This window comes from Paenibacillus sp. J22R232 (assembly GCF_056269165.1).
This window is the reverse complement of the sequence record NZ_JBWDNK010000002.1, coordinates 307,602-329,115: the sequence shown is the minus strand read 5'-3', so window position 1 is coordinate 329,115 and position 21,514 is coordinate 307,602. Positions and strand designations below refer to the sequence as shown.

At 52.5% G+C, this 21,514-nt stretch carries 14 protein-coding genes; 1 reads left to right on the top strand and 13 read right to left on the bottom strand.

Annotation, left to right across the window (positions count from 1 at the left end; all coding sequences use genetic code 11):
* Positions 1–104 precede the first annotated feature (104 nt).
* The 5 genes from AC0YN3_RS07785 to AC0YN3_RS07765 form a co-directional block, all read right to left on the bottom strand.
* Positions 105–3,569 (bottom strand): hypothetical protein, encoded by a 3,465-nt coding sequence (locus AC0YN3_RS07785; RefSeq protein ID WP_475774546.1) that lies wholly within the window; start codon positions 3,567–3,569, stop codon positions 105–107.
* 87 nt (positions 3,570–3,656) lie between these two features.
* Positions 3,657–5,243 carry an extracellular solute-binding protein gene (locus AC0YN3_RS07780; RefSeq protein ID WP_475774545.1) on the bottom strand — a complete coding sequence of 529 codons (1,587 nt, stop codon included), beginning with the start codon at positions 5,241–5,243 and terminating at the stop codon, positions 3,657–3,659.
* Between the two features lie 24 nt (positions 5,244–5,267).
* Positions 5,268–6,164 (bottom strand): carbohydrate ABC transporter permease, encoded by an 897-nt coding sequence (locus AC0YN3_RS07775; protein WP_475774544.1) that lies wholly within the window; start codon positions 6,162–6,164, stop codon positions 5,268–5,270.
* Between the two features lie 2 nt (positions 6,165–6,166).
* Positions 6,167–7,072, bottom strand: coding sequence for an ABC transporter permease (locus AC0YN3_RS07770; protein ID WP_475774543.1), 906 nt, complete (start codon positions 7,070–7,072; stop codon positions 6,167–6,169).
* A gap of 167 nt (positions 7,073–7,239) precedes the next feature.
* Positions 7,240–9,546 (bottom strand): helix-turn-helix domain-containing protein, encoded by a 2,307-nt coding sequence (locus tag AC0YN3_RS07765; protein WP_475774542.1) that lies wholly within the window; start codon positions 9,544–9,546, stop codon positions 7,240–7,242.
* 265 nt (positions 9,547–9,811) lie between these two features.
* Here AC0YN3_RS07765 and AC0YN3_RS07760 point away from each other — a divergent pair, with 265 nt between their 5' ends.
* Positions 9,812–10,168 carry a helix-turn-helix domain-containing protein gene (locus AC0YN3_RS07760; RefSeq protein ID WP_183569684.1) on the top strand — a complete coding sequence of 119 codons (357 nt, stop codon included), beginning with the start codon at positions 9,812–9,814 and terminating at the stop codon, positions 10,166–10,168.
* On the opposite strand, the gene AC0YN3_RS07755 is transcribed toward AC0YN3_RS07760, so the two are convergent.
* The 8 genes from AC0YN3_RS07755 to AC0YN3_RS07720 form a co-directional block, all read right to left on the bottom strand.
* The gene (locus AC0YN3_RS07755; RefSeq protein ID WP_475774541.1) at positions 10,169–11,002 is read right to left on the bottom strand and encodes a hypothetical protein; all 834 of its coding nucleotides are present in this window, start codon (positions 11,000–11,002) and stop codon (positions 10,169–10,171) included.
* A 176-nt stretch (positions 11,003–11,178) separates the two neighbouring features.
* A complete protein-coding gene (locus tag AC0YN3_RS07750; protein WP_475774540.1) occupies positions 11,179–14,412 on the bottom strand; it encodes a DUF1542 domain-containing protein in 3,234 nt (1,077 codons plus the stop codon).
* Positions 14,413–14,439: 27 nt separating this feature from the next.
* Positions 14,440–15,780 carry a UDP-glucose dehydrogenase family protein gene (locus AC0YN3_RS07745; protein WP_475774539.1) on the bottom strand — a complete coding sequence of 447 codons (1,341 nt, stop codon included), beginning with the start codon at positions 15,778–15,780 and terminating at the stop codon, positions 14,440–14,442.
* A gap of 29 nt (positions 15,781–15,809) precedes the next feature.
* Positions 15,810–17,180 carry a sugar phosphate nucleotidyltransferase gene (locus tag AC0YN3_RS07740; protein ID WP_475774538.1) on the bottom strand — a complete coding sequence of 457 codons (1,371 nt, stop codon included), beginning with the start codon at positions 17,178–17,180 and terminating at the stop codon, positions 15,810–15,812.
* A gap of 65 nt (positions 17,181–17,245) precedes the next feature.
* Positions 17,246–18,193, bottom strand: coding sequence for a polysaccharide pyruvyl transferase family protein (locus AC0YN3_RS07735; RefSeq protein ID WP_475774537.1), 948 nt, complete (start codon positions 18,191–18,193; stop codon positions 17,246–17,248).
* A gap of 1 nt (position 18,194) precedes the next feature.
* Positions 18,195–19,547, bottom strand: a complete 1,353-nt coding sequence (locus AC0YN3_RS07730; RefSeq protein WP_475774536.1) for an oligosaccharide flippase family protein — start codon at positions 19,545–19,547, stop codon at positions 18,195–18,197.
* A 9-nt stretch (positions 19,548–19,556) separates the two neighbouring features.
* A complete protein-coding gene (locus AC0YN3_RS07725) occupies positions 19,557–20,456 on the bottom strand; it encodes a glycosyltransferase (RefSeq protein ID WP_475774535.1) in 900 nt (299 codons plus the stop codon).
* A gap of 3 nt (positions 20,457–20,459) precedes the next feature.
* Entirely contained in the window at positions 20,460–21,491 is a 1,032-nt protein-coding gene (locus tag AC0YN3_RS07720) for a glycosyltransferase family 4 protein (RefSeq protein ID WP_475774534.1), read from the bottom strand.
* Between the last annotated feature and the right edge of the window lie 23 nt (positions 21,492–21,514).

The following is a 21,514-nucleotide window of genomic DNA, read 5'->3' as shown; positions in this document are numbered from 1 at the left end:
GTTGGTTCAGGGACTGGTACCGGAGCAATCGTAGTCGTTGGGGTAATGTCAGAGACCCCGCTCAAGCGGCTTACTGTCGGCGCTGGTTACGCAGCTAACGTTGTCTACTCTATTGGCGTTGCTGCCGCACTTCGGATTGTCTCTGATGGCGTTTGCGTGGCAGATGATGTTGGGCTTGGCATTGGCTCCTCAGTCGATATTGGCGTCGCGGTTGGGGTTGGCGTCTCTGTTGGCATTGGCGTCAAAGTCGGCGTTGGCTTAACGGAAGATGCCGATGGTTCGATTATGGGTGCTTCTGCCGATATGACCATAGGCTTGAATAGGCTTGAACGCTTATTGGAGCCTATGCCTCCGCCCCATTCCAGCCAACCCTTGCGCCCGTTTCCGTCATTTTCGTTAATAAGCAACGACAGGCTGAGTATGCCGTCGCTTGGCATGATCGGAGCCAGCTCCGTCCAAGGAAGCGCTAGTTGATAGATGGTGTCCTTGCCGGTCTCGTCTCTCGTAATTTGCAGCTCGCGATTGGTCAGCGTCGTTCCCGCTAGCACGCCGGTCATCGCCATCCATCGATACAGCTCTGGCCCGCTTGGCGTTAGCGCCATCCCGTATTCGTACCACTCAGGCGCCTCGCCCGGTGTCCCTAAGGAAACAGCGAACTGCATGCTGTCTCCGCTCCACATCGCATCCCCAGACTTCGTCTGCGAGAATACATCATCATGGATTCGCGCGGAGAGATACAGATTGTCGCTGTCATGCGTCAACCATAACATGCCGCTAAGATCCTCGATGCCGTTATGGGGCACGACTCTGGAATGTCCCTCCTCAAAAAGATTAATGCCCGTGAGGTCCTCTACGTCTTCGAGCGAGCCGTCAACCTCTAGCGTGCGGCGCACGATTGGATTCATATCTGCCGCAGCGATAAGCTGAAGAGTGCCTGCAACGGTCATCTCGGTACCATCATCCAAATAAGCGGTAAGCTGATGCGGCGTCATCGTACGCTCCGGCAAAGCAGGCAGCGGCAAATCCAGCACATGCTGCGAGAGTCCGGGCAGAGCCGTATCATAGGTGAGCACTTGCGAAGCATCGCCAACCTGCCAATCGATCTGCGTCAAGCGGCGTTCCAGCGGCTTCGTATTATCGATGCTTACCCTTAAAAAGTTGCTGCCGTCCTTCCACACATGCTTGGCTTTAAGATCTTCTGATTGCCGGATCACAACCGTGTTTTTCAAGGCGCCTATCTTTTTGCCTCCAACGGCAAGCTCCGCCGTAGCCGTATAGGTTCCCGGTATTCCGATGCCTGGGAAAACAACCGTGTAGGTGCCCGGTGCTGCAACCTGCAATTGCTGAACGGCTCCTTGCAGCTGAATACGGGCGCTAAGCGGTTTTGCGGCAGACGCTTTGTACACGGACATCGTTACGCTTACCGCATCGTCGGTAAAGAACGGCGCGCTTGCAAGCATATACTTGCTGCTCTTTATGACCTTATTGATTTTACCTTTAATGAATAAAGGCTCTTTCGATGCCGTGACGTACACTTCGCCGTCCTTCGGGGTATACGTTGAAGATCGGCCCATCATGTCCGATACGGTGAGCGGCTGCTGCGTTTTTAAAGTAATATGGGTTTCCTCATCCGCCCCTGACCATAAAACATGAATGGACTGGCCGCTCTTCTGAAAGGTATAGCGGTAAATATCGTTCGCAACCTCTTGGCTCGCAAGCGCCGCTCCCGTAAGCTGCCTTGCCGCAGTGGCAAAGGCGACATAACCCGGCTTAGGCGTATAGGCACCAAGCGGATCTCCTCCATTGTGAATGATGCCGAAATTATGCTCATTGTATTTTTTGTCCGTACCGTCGTCCATCAGATCGTACCAAAATATTTTTTCTACGCCGGCAGCCATGCCGAGCACATAGGTTCGGATTAAATAGGCCGCTTGCGTATTCTCATCGACTCCTCGTGGATCAAGCTGCGTCGGCCAGCCAATCTCCGAAAACCAAAGGGGCTTCGTCTGCCCGTTGTTGTGCTCCCGCACGAGCTGATTGAGCGAGGCGACCTCCGCCAGCAAGCCTTCGGGCTTATCCGGATACCGATAGGGGTGGACGGATAAAGTGTCCATGTACTGAAGACCCCCTAGCTCGAATAAGTCCTCCAGCCATTCGCTCGGAATGCCCGCGGTTGCGCCGCCAAGAACGTTCAAATCCGGACGTACCTCCTTGGCAGCCTCATAGCCTGCTTTCAGCAGCTCGTAGTATACTTCCGCACGAGAGGCTGCCGGGCCGTTCCCGCCAAAGCTGGCTAGATTGAACTCATTCCACATTTCTCCCCATTTGATTTGGCTCCCGAAGCGGTTCAGCAGTGATTTCGTATAATTCGCGTATGCAGCATGTGCCTCCGGGGAATAAGGCGTTTGGAAATTATCATAAAATTGGTTGGAGAACGCGAACGTCATGAGCGGATCGATGCTGTTTTCCAGCAGCCCCTCCATATACAACGTAAATTTGGGATTGTAGCTGTAGACGCCTTTCTTCAGCTCAATCTCAGACCAGAACATCGCATCCCGTACGCTTTTGGCACCGGCATACTTAACTAGAGGAATCATCTCGCGGTTCCAGCTATGGGCGAAATGGGTCTGTACGCCAAATGGAGATTGTGCCACGGCAGCCAGGTCAAAGGAGGGCAGCGTGGCAAAGGTCGTTTCGGTTGTTTTCCGCATGGCCCCATCTTCATAAGAAGTAAGCTTCAGCCGGTAATAGCCATTCGCAGGTACAGGTACCTCAAGCCGCAGCTTGCCGCCTGTCACCGGCGTGCTTCCAGAAGCGGCCGGTTCCCCCCAGGCATCAAACGCCTCCCAGGCAATCGTATCGCCGGTCGTCAGTACCTCGAATATTCCTCTATCTGACCCCGGAAAGACATTGCCTACTTGCGTTTGCGCAATCGCAAGCTCCGGAGCCGCCGCCTTCACTCGCACATCGTCAAACCACACGGAACCGCTCTTTAAGCCCGAACGCAGACCCGCCCTCGCAACCTTCAATGTCATCTTCTTCAAGGATGGATGCCATGAGCCGTCATTGGCTCCGCCCCAGTGTGAATATTCCGCTCCGGTGTTGAATGCATTCACCGTTACCAGCTGCCAGTCTGCCGTTGGCTGCAGCGTGAGCTTCTGCGAGTGGTTCTGATTGGAGCCGTCCATCAATACGAGATAGATGGATGCCGCATCAGCCGTCTTCACCCAGAACGACAAGCTGGTTGCGTCAGCCGGAATAATCCGCTTGGTCAAATACCGCTCCAAGGCAACGTAAGAGCCGCCGCCGTTGAAATCGCCGGTCACCTTGGCCGATGAGCTGCCTTTTTTGGCAATCGCGCCGTCCCTGGTGAAGCTGCCCTGCGCGCCTGGAAACTCTGCACCGAGCAGGAAATCCCATACTTCGTCCGTGCTTTCATAATCTCCTGCCTGAAGCTCCACTAATGCCCCTTCCGCGCCAGCTGTCGACCTAAGGCCGCCCAGCGCGCCGGATGCCGTCATGGTTAATGCAAAGACGAGGAATAATGAGATCGCTTTTCTAACATTCATTTTCCATCCATCCTTTGCGATTCAGATCGGCGACTAACCCTTCCCGCAAGCATGACAAATTAACGCATGCGGGAAGAGCCTCCCCCTCTACTTCAAGTTTTGTTCGTTGCTCTCATACCATTCCTGCACGAGCTTCTCCACGTTCTCTCCGCCAAGCCGCTTCCATTCCTTTCTCATATCCGCCATGCCGTCCTGCGGCGACAATGCGCCCCCGCCAGTTACGATTTTGGCTTCAATCTGCTGGGCAATCGGCGCGAACGTTGCAATCAGCTGGCTTACCTCGGGCAAATCGGGATTGTAGGCGATATCCCTCCGATAGTTATTTTTCATGGCTGTCACGAGCCCATCCGCCTTAAGCTTCGCCTGCTCCTGGGAAATCGGATCCTGAGCCGCCATCACCGAGAACCATTCCGGCTTTGGATCCCATTCGTTCAGAATCGCATACTCTCTTGCATAAAAAACTTCCTTCCGGAATAGGTCGGCATCCGTCTTCTGCGGCACTTCTCCCACAAGCTTATAGTGGACATCCGGCTCGCCGATCCGCAGCGGCTCCCAGCCCGCTTCCAGCATCCAGTCCAGAAATTGGATGGCAGCCTCTGCTTTGTCTTCTTTCATGCTCGCGTTAAATGCGATGTACATATTGGCAGGTACTTCCTGGTAAAGACCGTTCCGGCCATAGGAGGAAGCGACAGGCTCAAGCGGAACCACCTTGGCATCCGGCACATTTTTCTTCAGGTCCACGAATTCCGAGCCCATCGTCCATGAGCCAAGATAAATGCCTGATTTGCCAGTCGTCCACAGCTGAAGCGAGCGCTGGAAATTAGTGTCCGTAATATATTCTTTGTCAATCAAGCCTTCGTCGAACAGCTGCTTCTGAAGAGCCAGCGAATCCGTATAGCGATCCAGTATGCGGCCAAAGGAGAGCTTCCCGTCCTCTAAATACCATTGGTTCTCATTGTTGAAAAAGAAGGCTCTCATTATTTGTACACCGTTATAGTTAAACGTAATCGGTACCGTATCCGCGCTGCCATTGCCATCCGGGTCGCCTTCCTTGAACTTGCGTGCAACGTCAAGCAGCTCCTCAACCGTCGTAGGCGCCTTCAGGCCCAGCTTATCCAGCCAATCCTGACGGATCATAATGCCGTGATTGGCTACCGTTTCCTGCCCGCGTACGCTGGCGAGCGCATACATTTTCCCGTTAATCGTGAGGAAAGGCTTCAGCTCCGGGTGCTTCTCCAAATAAGCTTTATAGGTCGTGCTGTATTTCTCGATATAGCCGTCTACGGGCTGAATGGCGCCCTGCGCCGCCAGCTGGCTAATGTAGCTCCGATCATATTCCCAGATCAGGTCCGGCGCCGCCCCGGATGCGATTAGCGTGTTCAGCTTCTGCTGGACTTGCGTGCGCGGCACCGGAATCCAGTTGACCTTGGCTGGCGCGTTGTCGTTTATCCACCTCGTCCAGCGGTTATTCTCGTAACTGCCTTCCTCCGCCTCTACTTCGCCCCGGTCCAGTATGGACACGCTAATTTCTTTTTTAGCTTCGGCTGCGGTGTCCTGTCCAGCCTTCTGCGTACTTGACGGCTCCGCTTTCTCCGAGCCGCCCGTGCAGCCAGCGAGCAATGCCAGCAGCAAGCTAATGGCGATTACCGTTGTGCCGATCTTCTTTTTTCTCATACCATGCCCATCCCCTTTGCCCCTTTAGCCTTTCACCGATCCGATTAAAACGCCTTTGACGAAATGCTTCTGCAGGAACGGATATACGCACAGAATCGGCGTAACGGCAATGATGATTGCCGCTGCTTTGATCCCTTCCGGCGTCAATAAAATCTGCTCTGCGCCTTCGCTGCCTCCTGCATGGTTAAGCAGGCTGGCATCCACCTGGTTGATCATCTGATACAGCTTCACCATCAGCGATTGATGCGAGCTTTTGGTAATGTACAGCAGGACCTGAAAATAGGAATTCCACCAGCCTACCGCATAGAACAAGGAAAGAGACGCGATAATCGGCTTGCACAGCGGCAGCATAACCTGCGTCAGAATCCGCCAGTCGCCGGCACCGTCCATTGCTGCCGACTCCTCAATCTCCTCCGGCAAGCCCTCCATGAAGGTTTTCATCACAAATAGGTTATAGGTGCTAATTAAGGCAGGAAGCCACAGTGACCAATATGTGTCCACCAAACCGAGTGACTTCACTAGAATAAAGCTAGGAATGATGCCGGATACGAACAGCATCGTGAACGTGATGAACAGAAGCAGTCCGCTGCGTCCCATAAGCCTGCGCTTGGAGAGCGGATAAGCCGCAAGAATCGTCATGAGCATATTTAGCGATGTGCCAATAAGCGTGATCACAACCGTATTGCGCATGGCAACCAGGATCTGCCCGTCTTCGAACAGGCGATTATAAGCATGCAGATTGAATTCGACCGGCCACAGCAGCACCTCGCCTGCCGTTATCGCTCTGCTGCTGCTAAAAGAAGCTGCGAGCTCATACCACAACGGGAAAAGAGCGAGCAGTGAGGAGAGGCCTAAAAACATGTAAAGCAACCCTCTCCCCATTCCTTCGGCGATCCAATATGCCCGCGATGTCCTTTTCATTGTCACCACAGCCCCCTCTCGCCGAATCTGCGGATTAGTTGATTGACAGAGACAACGAGAAGGAAGCCAATTAAGGATTGGAACAGCCCCAGCGCAGTCGTATAGCTGTAGTTCATGTTTTGCAGCCCGACACGGTACACATAGGTGCTGATTACGTCCGCGACATCAAGAACCGACTGGTTCTGGAGCACCAAAGTCTGCTCCAAGCCGACATCCATCATATGCCCCATTCGGAGAATCAATAATATAGCGATCGTGCTGCGTATGCCTGGCAGCGTAATATGCCAGATCTGCCGCCACTTGCTCGCCCCGTCGATTTTGGCTGCCTCATACAGCAGTGGGTCAATAGACGCCATCGCTGCCAAATACAAAATAGTGCCCCACCCTGCCTCGCGCCAAATGCCGGACAGCGTGTAAACGACTGGCCACCACGCCGAGTCCGCCATAAAATAAACCGGCTCTATGCCGAAAGCCTGCCTTAGAATCAAATTCACGACACCTGTGCTCGGCGATAAAACGGCAATGACGATGCCGCCAAGTACGACCCAAGAGATGAAATGCGGCAAATACAGCAGGTTCTGCACCGTTCTTTTGTACCATTCCTTGCGTACCTCATTAAGCAGCAGGGCAAGCAGGATGGGCACCGGAAATCCAAAAACAAGGCTGTACGCGTTCAGCAGGAGCGTATTCCGCAGCACCCTCCAGAAATCCACGCTTTGAAACAGCATGCGGAAATGCCGAAAGCCTACCCAATCGCTTCCCCAGATCCCGTCCGCAAACCGGTAATTTTTGAACGCAATGATTTCCCCCGCCATCGGAGCATATTTAAACAGAACATAAAACAAGATAATCGGCAGGAGCATGAAGTACAGATGCCTATCCCGTTTAAGCCGGATCCAGATCGTCATTCCCCCCTTATCCTCCGTTTACGCTTCGATCGTATCCGAGATGGGGAAGGTTGAAAATAGACATGTTCTGTGCCTAGTGTCTTTTGCTGCGAAAAGGCGGGTCTCTTTTTTTGAACAGGTGCATTCTTCCGCTGCCGCTTGCGTGGAATCCTGCTCCCTGCAAGCATTCACGGGCGATCGCCCGGTGACAGCTCCCGGTATTCGGTCGGTGTCTTTCCCGTATATTTTTTGAAGGTCCGCAGAAAGCTTCGCGTATTCATATACCCTACTGCCTCGGACACCTCGTTTACTTTAAGGTTGGTAGCTGCAAGCAAGGCTTTGGACGCATCGATGCGAGCCTCGATGAGGTAATCGATGAAATTTCGCTCGGTGTATTCTTTGAATTGCTTGCTTATGTACGTAGGACTTAGCTGGAAATGCTCGGCTAACCGATCCAGCGAGAAGTCGCTTTCATGATAATGGCTCTGAATGTAGCCCACCATCCGGTCAATGGTATCGCTCTTTCCCCGCTGGCTGCGCTTGCTCGCAAGCTTGCCTGCCAGCTCATTCAGAACGACGAGAACGAGCTGCTCCGCGTGCTTCCAGTCCTCCGTCTGCTCGATTTTCTCGTAGATGCTATCGAGATTTCCCATCGACTCCTCCGGTCCAATTCCGAGCGAGTCAGCGGTCTGAAGCGCTTTGACGATCAAGTCAAAGGAGAACTGGCGAATGAAATCCGGAGCTAGGCCCTGCTCCACCGCCTGCTCGAATGCTTGGCGGACCTCAACCCCCAGCTTGGCTATATCAGCCAGCTTAAGCATCTCCATAATTCGGGCCGTTTTCCGGCTTAGGCGATAGTATTGCTGGCTGTCGGAAGGCTGAATATCCTCAATCGAGATGACGGCATGCTGGCCGAACAGCAGCTTATACCGAAGCGCCTTCCGTGATTCGGTATAGGAGCTTTGAATGTCCTTGAGCGCCCTGACGCCCCTGCCTACGCCGGCAGTAACGACTAATCCGAATTGCTTTTTAATGATTTCAAGCAGCAGCTCTACCATGGCGAGCGCACGCAAATGGTGCTGTTCCGCATCCCCTTCCGCAAAGCTGAAGAGCAGCACAGCTCGTCCGCCGCCCAGGTCGATTGCCGCGCCCCTGCTTTCCTTTCCCATGAGCTCCTCCGCTACGTTGCAGAATACATACGTATACAGCGTCTCGTCCCGCGGGCTAATGCCGCCCTCCGGCTTGCCGATTTCCGCCGTACACACAAGATAACGCTCTGGGTAAAGGCGGATGCCCGTAAATTCCAGATGGTGCTGAAGCGCCTGGTAATCCGTTCGATAGCCAGCCAGCATGTCCATGATCAATCGCCATTTCAATACGGACTTCGAATCTCTGACATGCTTCTCCAGATGCTCCCGATCGAGCAGCATCCTCTCGAATACAGACTCCAAATAGGCAACCCCCGCCGTGTCAAAACCTTGCTTCTTGGCATCCGGCTGGTATGCTCCAGCAAGCCTCCCGACAAGGCGATCAAGCGGCCTAAACGTCAAGCGGTTAATGTAGAACAGCACGCCTAGCGCAGCGATAATCATGCCGCCCGCTAAAGCGAACAACAAATTGCGGGTAAGCCTAATCGGCTCATAGATCTGTGATTCCGGCAGGATGCTGACTACCTTCCAGCCTGTATAGGCGGAGGTTCTGTAGAATACCGTTTGCGGAACGCCGTCTTGCTTTATCCGCAAGGATCCGCTTCCTTCTGCTTCCAAAATGCTTTTCATATAAGGCAGCTGCTTTCGGTTCTGGTACAGCATCGTCTTGTCATCATGGCTGACGACATTCCCTTCCGCGTCGAAGACAAACAAATGACCGCTTGCGTTATTGTCATACACCGATTGAATCATGCTGTAGATGACATCCTCGCTAATGTTCACGGCCGCTATGCCGTTCCGGTAACCAGGGCGGCTGAGCGTCGGATAGGAACGTATAAGCGTGACAACGTTTTTCGTCGCCGTGCCATCCCACACGGGATGAGTGGTCAGCCATTTGGAATAGCCTGGCATCTCTATGTAATCATCCAGCCAGTTGTCGCCTTGCGAGATATCGTTCATATAAGCCTTCTCGGTCAATATATCCCCGTTCACGGCAGAATAAATGAATATGGAAGAAAAATTCGGATTCGTATTAATAAAATGCTTCAATTTGGTCGTTAGCGCGTAGTAGTTGCTATAGCGCTGGGCATCGTCGTCATAGCTGTCCAGCATGAAATAAACAAATTCAAGCTCCTCCATTAGCGCGAGCAGATCCTTTTCCGTCTGCCGGAAAGCCGCTTCCATCTTCTGATCCACTTGCCCGAGCAGTGCTAGATTCGTCTTCGTCAGGTCAGATTCCAGCCTGCCGACCGTGCCTTGATAGGATAGCCAGAAGGTGATCGCGATAATGAGCAGAACGATGCTTCCGTAAATGAGCATGACTTTTCCCGATATGCTTGCTTTCATCCGTAAGCCTCCTAACGGGATGAAACGATGCAAGCGGAAGCCGTTTGCCTGCACGTCCATCTATTTTAGGATAAGCAAACAAACCGAGAAAAAGAACCGAAGTGTCCTTGCGCGCAAACCGTTCAAGCCTCTTGAAAGGCTTTAAACGTTCATATGATATCAACATTCAGACTTGTACATGCAAATGGTAAACATGCTATAATTATGTGTGCGTTTACCCAACAATTAGATTGATAGAATAGAGACGTTGGAGAGGGGGATCACGATGTTCGCGAAGCGATTGAAGCAGCTGCGTAAAACGAGGAAATTGACGATGCAGGAATTGGCCGATTACTTAGGTGTTGCCAAAAGCACGTACGCGGGCTATGAATCCGGCTATCGACAGCCAACCATCGAATCCATCCAGACGATCTCGCGCAAGCTTCGCACGTCCGCTGATTATCTTCTGGGATTGACCGATTATCCGGAACCGCCTGCCGAGCTTAACCATAATGCAAAGGAATATTTAAATTATGAGCAGCTTCATTGGGACGGAGTACCTTTGGAGAGGGACGATCTAGAGCTCATTCGCAGCTTGCTCGAACGCGTTCTCCGCGACCGTACCCTGCCCAAGGATGAATAGTTAGCCTCCCATTAACAGCAGCAGCTTCGCTTCAAATTCACTTTGAAGCTGCAGCATCAGACTGCTGTAAGTTTGCTCCCACTCCTCGATATCACCTTGCTGTACCCCATCCTTTTCCGCACTGCTAATCAATCCTTGGAACTTTGCATTACAATCGGCCTCAGCATTCGACAGCCCGTCCATCCACTTCTGATTCAGCTCCTGGAAAGCATACGGATCTGACATATCAAGCTGTGCAACGCTTGCTTCGGCGCCTGCCAGTATCCCGCCCATATCCTGGGTGCATTTCGCTTGAACCTGCGCTAGCTGCTGCTCGTATTTCACAGCAGGGTTTACCGGTGGCTCTGTCTCGGCTGCTGGCTCTTCCTCTGGCTTTGGCGTACTGACCGTGCCCGGCTTCGTAGCCGTTCCTTTATCCGGCTTTGCCGTGCTTGCAGGCTTTGGCGTTTTAACCGGACGCGGCGTTTCAGCCGGCTGTTCTGTTTGCACGCTCTCCGTTTCTGGCGTTTGCTCAGGAGCCTCGCTTGAAGCAGGGAGCTCTGCGACCGGTTCATTCGGTTTGCCTGCTTGCTCCGTTTTCCCAGGCTTCGCCACTACGGCAGGCTTCGCTGTAGGCGGCGCTTCCGTCGGGATAATCGTGCCATCCAGCTCCGCGATCATAACGGGCGGCGCTCCTTTTGCGTTAACTACAAACGATTGGTCCGTCGTTTTGTCCCAATACAGACCACCCCATGCCAGTATTAAGATGACTGCTAGCGATCCCAGTATGACATTAACGGTGTCTGGTTTACTGAAACGCGGGCGTCTTTTTTTTCTTGAGTTTCCTTGGCTCATGCCAGTGACTACCACCTTCCGTTTTGAAAAAGCGTAAACGGCTAAAGCCGTCCTCTAGCGGCGAAACTAACGTTTCGCGTAGAAATATAGAGAAAGTTGGCAAAATGATATACTTTCCTATATTTTGAAAAGAAGCCAGTCCGCCCTCTCGGAGGAGAAGGTGAACTGGCTGCCTTTTAAGAACGCATAATTTCCGTAATAATCGTCGTTAGAAGCTTGTTGACCTTGCTCTTCGTCTCATTGATCGCTTTGTTCTTGAGCGCATTGGTCGTTTCAACTTTATTGATGGCATTCAGCGCTTCATTGCGGGCTTGAACAACCTTGACGATCAGCTCGGCTTTCTGCTCGTCATCCTTGGCAGCCTTCAGCTCCTTTTTGACAGCATCAAGCTTCTCGTCCAGCGCTTCGGCAATTTTCTTGAACTCTTCCTTCGGATCAAGCACGACCTTGTCGTTAACCAGCGTTACCTCCTGCTGGAATACGATTTTGGCCGAGCCTCCGTAAGGGTTGATCAGCGTCGCTTGAATGACCGCTTTGCCTTCCGCTACCTTCTTCGGAATCGTAACCTTACCTCGCGAGTCGACCGTGACATCTTTGCTGCCTGATACTTTTTTCCATCGCAAGATCGAAGTCGGAAGCTCTTTGCCCATCAGCTTCAGCGTGTATTCATGCTGCGTGCCGTTTGCCGAAATCTTGACGGAGGAGACAACCTCGGAGCGAACATAAGCAACGGTTAACGCGTTAAGCGCCTTTTCCTCGTATTTCAGCTTTACTCGGAATTTCAGGACGGTTGCATACACATCCACCGGCCTAACGCCTAGATTAAAGAACGCTTTGCTTAGCGCATAATCGTCCTTGGCCACTAGAATCTTGCCCATTGCCTCCGTTAAAACCGTATTGATTTTTTCTTTGTTGCCGAGTAGCTGGGCAAGGTCTTTAGCGCTCATTTTTGAAATCATAGCGCGCATCGTGCCTTCAACGCCCAGGCGCTCGTCGCCGTCACCGAACATGAGGACGAGGAAATCATCCATCGTCAGGTTTTCGACGCCGCCTGCTGCGGCAATCGTCTTCAGCGTTGCGCGGAACTCCGGATTCGTACGAATGGCTTCCAGCTGCTTTGCTTCAGGATCGTATTGAATCGATCCCACCGCCTTGATCATTTGGAACAAGCTCTTCTTCAGCTCTGCCTTGTCTATCTCGGCAGGCAAATGAGAGGCGATTCGGTTCCATATCGGATCGATTAACGCCTGATCCTTGGCAAAGTCCAGCTTTGCCATCTCGTCGCGCAGGTTGCGGACATCCTGCACATCAGCTGGGTCGCCTGCAAGCAGCGCCGCATGCAGCTTATTCATTCTGGCAAGAAACTCTTCAGCAGGGAAGTGGTCGCCCTCTCCCGCCGTTAATGTGATTTCCTTCTCGAATACGACCTTTGCTGTCCCGCCGTATGGATTAATGAAGGTAGCACGAACAATCGCCTTTCCGTTCTCCGCGTCGCGGTTCAGCGTAATGGTTCCGTTCGCATCCACCTTCACGCTTTGACTGCCGGATACTTTGCTCCATCTAAGCGCAAGCGCCGGCACATCCACGCCGAACACCTTCAAGCTGAGCTTCTGCTCGCGCCCGTTCTCGCTAACTTTAGCGGTCTCTACCGCTTCTGACCGCAGCAAAGCAATCGTCAACGCGTTAAGCGCCGGCTCGTCCTTCTTGAGCTGCTGCTGGAAATTAACCCAAGTTGCGTTAAACTCCTTCGCGGTAACGCCAAGCCCGTTCAATGCGGAGCTGACTTTATAGTTTTCCGTATCGCTTAAGAGAAGCCCTGCCTTCTGAAGCAGCAGCGCGGGCAATGCTTGCTTATCGCCAAGCAGCTGAAGCAGGCCAGACGGTGACAAGCCTGCAAGATGGCTCCGGATCGCTCCGTCTAATCCGCTACCCGCTTCTTCTGAACCAAAGAAGAAGACGAGGATGTCATCCACGACAAAGCTTGGCTCACCGCCCGCTTTGCCGAGCTCCTTCAATGTGGCCCGGAATTCAGGATTATTGCGAATGCTCTCCAGGCTGGCAGCCTGCCCATCGTAAGGAATCGATATCACGGCTTTGAATATGTTGAATAAGCCTTCCTTCAATGCGGCCTGATCTGCGCCTTCCGGCAGCTTCGCAGACAGCTTATTCCAGATCGGATCAATTAATGCTTGATCGTTGGCAAAGGTGAGCTGGCTAAGCTCGTTGCGCAATTGAATAATGGCTTGGATATCGGCTGGATCCCCTGCAGCAAGCGCCTCCTGCACCTTTTTCATGCGTGCTAGGAAAGTCTCCGCCGGAAACTCCGTTTCTTCCGCTGCTGCTGCTTTCAGCGTCACTTCTTGTTCATATACAACCTTTGCCGCACCGCCGTACGGATTGATTAGCTTCGCTTGTATCACTGCCGTTCCGCTTGCCGCATCCCCTGGAATCGTCACGACGCCTGTTGGCTTCACGGTCACGTTCGCATCGCCTGATGCCTTTGACCACTGCAGCACAGCCGGATAGACGGAAACGCCAAATACATTCAAGCTATACGCGTGCGTGCGGCCCTCATCCGTTACCTTCACATCCGACTTCGCTGCCGAACGGATATAAGCGACGGTCATTGCGCTGATTGCAGGCTCGTCCTTTTTCAGCTTAACCTGGAACTGCAGCACCGTTGATCTCACGTCCTGCGGCGTGATGCCGAGGTTTTCCATAATCGCGCTGAACTTGTATTGTCCGGTTTCTCCAAGCAGCTCTTCGGTTGCTTCGAGCAGGACAGCCGTTATCCCTTGCTTGTTGCCAAGCAGCTGAATCAGCTCTACGGGCGACTTCTTAGCCAGCAAGCTGCCGATTGTACCTTCGACCCCTTTGCGGCTGGCACCGTCACCGAAGAGAAAGACGAGGAAGTCATCCAGCCTAATGTTTTCATCACCGCCTGCCGCTGCAATCGTCTTGATTGTCGCACGGAATTCAGGGTTGGTGCGGATAGCCTCCAAATCGGAAGCGGCTGGATCATAGCGGAAGGAGCCGACCGCCTTGATGATCCGGAATAAGCTGGCCTTTAATGCTGCTTGATCTACCGTCTCAGGCAGCTTAGCGCTGATTTTAGACCAAATAGGGTCGATTAAATGCACATTTGACGCCTCATCAAGCCCAGCAATCTCATCGCGGAAATTTCTGACCTCCTGCATATCCGTGGGATCGCCTGCCGCAAGCGCGGCATACAGGTTTTTCATGCGATCCAGAAATACGCTGGATGGCAATTCCGCCTCAGCGGCATATGCCGTTTGGCTAAGTCCAAGCTTCTCCGCAAGCCCCTTTTGGCTTAACGGCAACCCGCCTAGCGACGCAGTGAGCATCGACAGCGCAAGCGCGGATAAAGTGATCTTTTTTCTAAACGTCATTTCGTCACCTCTGATCATCATTTTGGTCTAGAATTGCAGAACGGGCATTTGCTCCTTGACGCCTTGATTCAAGCTGGGACGGCCAACAGAATAATACACGAATTCAGTACCGAGCAAATCTTCCTCTTCAAATACGTTGCGGCCGTCGATTAGGATAGGACTGCTCAGCACCTTCTGGAGCGTCCCGAGATCAACGCGCGAGAATTCCTCCCACTCGGTCAGCAAGCATAACGCATCTGCGCCCTGTGCCGCCTCCAATGCGCTCAGGCACCAATCTACCCCGTTAATGTCATAAATAGAGCGGAAGTTTTCCGTTGCGATAGGATCATAGGCTTTTACCTTCACGCCATTATCAACCAAGTGCTGAATGATCTCGGCTGCCGGGGAATCGCGGACGTCGTCCGTGTTTGGCTTGAAGGAAAGCCCCCAAACCGCGATGGTCTTGCCATGCAGCTCGTGATGGAAAATCGTCTCGAGCTTGCGGATAACGTTGAAGCGCTGATCCTGGTTGACTTCAACAACCGAACGAAGCAGCTTGAATTCGTAATCGACATGCCCGGCTATCTGAATCAATGCACTCGTATCCTTCGGAAAGCAGGAGCCGCCATAACCGATGCCCGCTTTCAGGAAGGATGGGCCGATCCGCCTATCGTAGCCCATACCCTCAGCGACCTTGGTGACATCGGCGCCAACCTTCTCGCAGATGTTTGCGATTTCGTTAATGAATGATATCTTCGTTGCAAGGAAGGCGTTGGAGGCGTACTTGATCATCTCCGCGCTGCGAATATCCGTTACGACGATTTGCTCCGTAAGCGGAATATGCAGCAGCGTCATCACATCCGCAGCTGATTTCGAGCTCGCTCCGATAATAATGCGGTCGGGATTCAGCGTATCCTGAATCGCCGAGCCCTCTCTTAAAAACTCCGGCAGCGAAATGCTGTCGAATCGCTCTTTTGTGTATTCGCCGATTAAGCTTGCAAGCCGTTCATTCGTGCCGACCGGTACCGTGCTTTTGACCGCTATGATTTTGTAACCGTTCATTGCCTCGGCAATTTCGATAGCGGCTTGGTTGATGTAAGAGAGATTCGCCTCGCCATTCGGCAAAGGAGGCGTCCCAACAGCCAAGATAATAATTTCCGATTGGCGGACTGCATCCTGCAGATCGGTCGTGAAGGTCAGCATACCCGCTTCACGGTTCGATGCAGCCAGCTCTTTCAGGCCAGGCTCGTAAATGGGGATGCCGCCTGCATTCAATATGTCTATTTTGCGAGGATCCTTGTCTACGCAAATGACACGGTTGCCCAGCTCCGCATAACAAATTCCTGATACAAGCCCAACATAGCCCGTTCCGATAACCGTGATGTTCATGCCCATCGCTCCTTCATTCATTCAATTAGTTATACCGTGCACAATCCCAAAATTTCTTTCCAATCAAAAGCTAGCCGTACGATGTCCTCTTCAATCAGCTCCGTGCCGGTCTGCACCTCAATGATGTCCATCTCGGTTTCTGCCCGCAGGCTGTGCAGGCTTTCCCTTGATATCGTTAAAACGTCGCCTTCGCTCACTTGGAAGCTCTGGCCATTCAGGACCATCACTCCATGTCCGGCAACGATTGTCCATACTTCATCCCTAAGCTGGTGATATTGATAGCTTAAATTCCGCCCCGGCGCAACGCAGATCCGTTTGGTCAATACTTCCTTGCCATTTGGATATTTCAAGTAATCCAGCACGCGATAACGGCCCCAGCGTCGTTCCTCGTACATCGGCCGTTGATCGGAATGCTTCATGACTTCCTTGATCATCGGACTCGAAGCCTTATCCGAAACCAAAATCCCGTCCGGGCTGGCCGCAACGACCACGTTGGAAACATTCAGCAGCGTGATTGGAATATCAAGCTCATTGATGACATGCGTATTGACCGAGTCTCCGGTAATAATGCCTCTGCCGATCAACGGTGTCTCGATTTCCTCCGTCAGCGTGTTCCAAGTACCAAGATCCTTCCAGTCGCCATCAAACGGCAGCGCTACGATATGATTGGATTTCTCGACAATCTCGTAGTCAAAGCTGTTCTTCGGAAGCTTGGCGTACTGCTTCAGCATCTCGTCATACTGAATGGGCAGCTCATTCACGATCAATATGTTAATGAGGAAATCGAGCTTGAAAGCGAAAACCCCGCAGTTCCAAAGCGCAGCCTGTTCAATCATCGCTACCGCTTCATCTTCGCGGGGTTTCTCTTTGAAGCTGTGAACATTGACAAATATTTCATCCTCCGAAGCAGCAGGCTCCGGCACGATATAGCCGTATTTCTCGGACGGATAGGTCGGCTTGACGCCCATTAGCGCCAAATCCGCGCCTGATTCATTCAGTACAAGCTCAAGCTCCTTCGTTTTGTGGAAAAACGACTCCTCTACGAACGGATCGACCGGCATCACGACAACCGTCTCGTTCAAGCTCACGCCTTGTACCGAATACAAGTAAGTAGCCGCTAGTGCGATAGCCGGGAAGGTATCTCTTCTTTCCGGCTCAACGATAACCTCAATCTCGCTTCCAAGCTGGCTATGAATCATATCGACCTGCGGCTTGCTCGTTGCGATATAGGAATGCTCGCGCAATCCGGCGCTCGATAGCTGGCCCCATACTCGCTGAACCATGGATTCCCGCTCGCCTTCCGCATTTTTGAGCACCTTCAGGAATTGCTTGGACCTCGACTCGTTCGACAACGGCCACAGCCGCTTGCCTGAGCCTCCTGATAGAAGAACAATTTTCATAATGATTCCTCCCAATCGGTTTTTATGGAGCATAATCGGCCTATATCATAAAACGAGCAGCTTGCTTACTTTTTCATCACCAGCTGCGCCGATTTGATGCTGCTGGTCCATGTGTTGTAGTAATTGGAATTTTTGCCGTATGAATTATCGAGCAGCGTGTTCGGCTTGTCCATCAAGCAGGACAGGATATGACCATGCAGTCTTGAGGTTTGCACGACCCGGTAGCCGCTGAAGCGTTTGACTGCCTTATCGACCAGATAGTCCGAATATTTGCCCCAGATCGCCTGCATGGGGAGCGGTACGCCGCTCTTCGTCATCATCTGCCCGATCATCTTGATCGACCTTCTTTCGACGCGGTTGTAAAGTGACGCCCAGTCCAGGTAATCGCCCCTCCCCGCCGATTCAAAGCTCTCCTGCTCGCTTGTTTTCTCAATGTCAGTCCGGAAGAAGCATAGCAGCTCCTTGCCGGGTGTGCTTTTGGGCAATATTGGCCATAGCTGATGTGCCATGTCCGGCGATAAATACACGCAGCATTTATCGAATTTTTGAGCGGCTACGCCATAGGACAACGTGTCTCTTACGAATAGATGCACGTCCTTGTGGGCGTTGAATATCGCTGCCGTCCGGTCATACTCCGCATCCTTCTCGAAGAAGATCGTCTGCGGAAGAAGGACGATGCGGTGATTCGGATAATCCTTGACGATTTTCTCGCGCAGTTTCTGATGCACCGGATACAGATCGCCGAAGTTTCCTCCGCCCTGCAGCACAATGATCTGATCCATCGGTATGGCCAGCTTATCGGGGAAATCAAGAACGCTGTAACGCGCCGTGACGCGAATTCTATTGTCTTTGAAGAACGCCTCCGCCCCTTTCATGATCAGCAGATCGCCGCCGTTGTTATAAACCGGATAATCGACGTAATAAATACTCGAGCCAGGCGGAATCACCTTCAGGATTTGAAGCAGCTGTTTTTTCAGGCCCTCCATCGGGTGTACGTTCGATTCTACTAACATGTCAGCGCGCTCCTTTGCGTTGTTTTTTGTCTTTCAGTCGCTCGATAAGAAACTTGAAATCATTCCGGTCAAATAACATTCCGCGCAGTCCTACCCGGAATATAATCCGCATCGAAGCCATCGTCACCGCTAAACGAATGACAGCGCCAATCAATAGGGCTAACGCGATGCCGTTAAGTCCGTACATCGGCGTGAATAGGAAGAATAAGCCGATGGTTACCGCAAGCGCGATGAGCTGGCGCATAAGCACGAGTCCCGGGCGCCCCATCGCATTAAAGGAAGAAGCCAGTATCCATGACCCGCCGCCAAGAATACATTCGAAGGAGAGGAGATAGAACGCTCCGCTCGCTTCCAGGAACGGCGCTCCGAACAGAATGCCCATCAAGTATCTGCCAATGAACATGCTCGGAATAACGACGATGGTCATAAGCAGCATGGAAAGCCTGAACGCCCGGCCAACCGTTGCGATTATCGCTGCATTTTCCATGCCGGTTACCTTGGGAAACACGACATTCGTAATCGCCATCTGCACGACGTTGAATACGCGAGACAGCGCATATACAACCGTGTACAGCCCTAGCTCCCTTGCGGTCAGCATGGAGAGGATGATGATTTTATCAAACTGTGAATAAAGCGTGCCAAGCAGCTCGACACCGAATACTTTGCTTCCATAGCCGAACAGCGCTTTGGCAGCCAGCCGGTTGCCGAGGCCCTTCAGCCATTCAATGCGCAGCGCATCCCTGATGCTGTATAGGGACCAAGCCACGACGAGCACGCTGGTCACCAAAAAAACAACCGATGCATTCCGCAAGCTCAGGTCGCCCATTGCCCATAGCGCCGATAAACCGGCAAGATTAAACAATGGCACGCATAATCGCAACCCGTTGTATACGTTGAATCTGCTCGTGCTCTGCGCGAGCGCCGAGATGAGGTTAATCGCCAGCAATATAGGCAACATGAGCACCGCATACCATCTCGCAACCGCGATAATGTCAGCTGGGTAATTCCCGAGCCAAGTCGGCATCCATATCCAAGCGATGACGCCAACGATGATGCTGACCGGAATTTGAAACAAAAACCCTGCTCTTACAAAATCGCCCGCGCTGCCTTTATTTTGTTTCATGTTATAGATGAGAGAGGTCGGCAATCCGAACCCTACAAGACCCGCGAGCAATGTCGGCCAGAATAGAATAGCCGAGAACTCGCCTTTTCCTACTACGCCGAACATGCGTGCCGTCACGATTGAGGTCAGCGTGCTAATAACCATGACGAGCAAATTCGTTGCGCTTGTCCGCATAATCGTCTGAACGAGCCCGTTGCCTCTCCATGCCTTCGTAATGGCGAGCTGTGCCATAGCTGTACGTCAACCCCTGCCGTTATAACGCAGGATGCCGACTAGCGACCCGTTGCGGTAACATATTTTCACAACTTGGCGAATGAATCTTTTGAAGTGGAAGATGGACAGCAGCGAGGCACCGATGGCCTGAACCATCCGGATCACATGCTTCGCGACCATCATGAAGCTGCGATCCTTTCGCTTGACTGCATCGCTTACCCCTTGCCAGAAAATCCGTTTCAGGAACCATTTCTTCGTCGTGCGCTCCTTGGCGATTTTATGCTGTACGGACGCATGCGGCGTATAAAATACCGTATACCGCTCCCTAATCCGCGCAATCAGCTCGCTCTCCTCGCTCGACAGCAAATTCGTTCCGACACGGCCCAGATCCTCGCGGAAGGGCTTGAAATGCCGAAAGACGCTGGCACGGAATGCGACGTTCGCGCCATATGGAATGGCGGGAGCCGGCATCTCCTTCACCTTGTCCGCGTAATCCAGTATCGTAAACACCGACCGGTGCTCTTCCGGAATCCAGTCCGGCTCGGCAACCTCCCAGATCGGGTCGATTCTGCCTCCGACGCAGCCGATGTCCGGGCTGCTCTCGAACACCTCCACGATATGCCGAACCCAGCCGGGCGAAGCCAGCGCGTCATCGTCAAGGAACAGAATGTACTCGCCCTTCGCCTCCTTAATCGCTCGGTTGCGCGCAACCGACAATCCCAGCTTGTTCTCTAGCACGTAACGAACCCTTGCGCCGTGAAGCTGAGCGAACGAGCCCACCACTTCGGCCGTGTTGTCCGTCGAGCGGTTGTCGATCACAACGATCTCAATCTGCTCCGGCTCATAGTTTTGCGCGAGCACGCTCTCGATTGCTTCTCCCGTATCCTTGGCCCGGTTATGGGTACAGATGGCAACGGTAACCTTCATCTTTTATCCCCATCCTTGGTATACTTTTTTTATTTTTTGCGCGATCGTGCTCCATTCTAGCTCTCTGAGCACCTCTTCATACTGCGGCGTTTTATGTTCCTTCTTCACGTTCAAGGCCGCTTTCATCGCGTTTTCGAGGCCGTTATAGTCGGCTGGGTTGTAGCGGACGACCATATCCTCCTTGAAGTACTCATCGATAAAATCGTTATCCGGCATCACGATCAGCTTCCTGAACGATAAACCCAGAATCGCTGAGCCCGAGGTCGTAATCTCTTTGTATGGCATGACCATCACATCAACCGCGCTGATTAAATCCGCCACCTCTTCATTCGGAATGAAGCGCAGGTCCAGCTTAATATTTTCCTTATCCTCGACATGCTTCAGATAGGATTCCATCTGCTTGTCGGCTTTGCCCGCAATGATCAGATAGGATTGCCGCGATTTCATTGCGTTAAAGGCTTCGATTAAATCCTCGACGCCTTTATACGCCTTGATGGCGCCAAGGAACAAATAAACATCCGCGTCCTCGCTAATTCCGTATGCCTTGCGGCAATCGATCCCTTTCGACTTGTACACGCCAAGGTAATGGCCGTGCTTAACCACGAAGAGCTTGCCCGCGGGTACGCCGAACTCCCTCATCACCTTGCGCTTGATCGACTCGGAAGCAACCAGCAGCTTGCTGCAAAACTTGCAGATGAGCGTCCGCATGAATCGCTCCAGCGCCGGAAAAGCCACTTGATGCGGATACAAGTTGTGGATCGTCCATACGAGCTGTACCCTTCTCACCTTCAAATAAAGCATCGTCATAATGAATATGAAAGACTTTACGAGGAACAGCAGCAGATTGCGGTTCTGATAAGCATGATGCATCCAATGAATATGCACGATGTCACCTGCTTTGGCTTGTCCGACCTGCAGCATCAGCTTGCCATGCCTCAGATCCTTTACTTCCATGCCTTCACGGCTGAGCGAATCCGTCAATAAATCATTATAGAAATTAAGCTCGCTCGATTTCGGCCACATCCATACTTTCATCGCCCTACGCTCCCTAGCCTCGC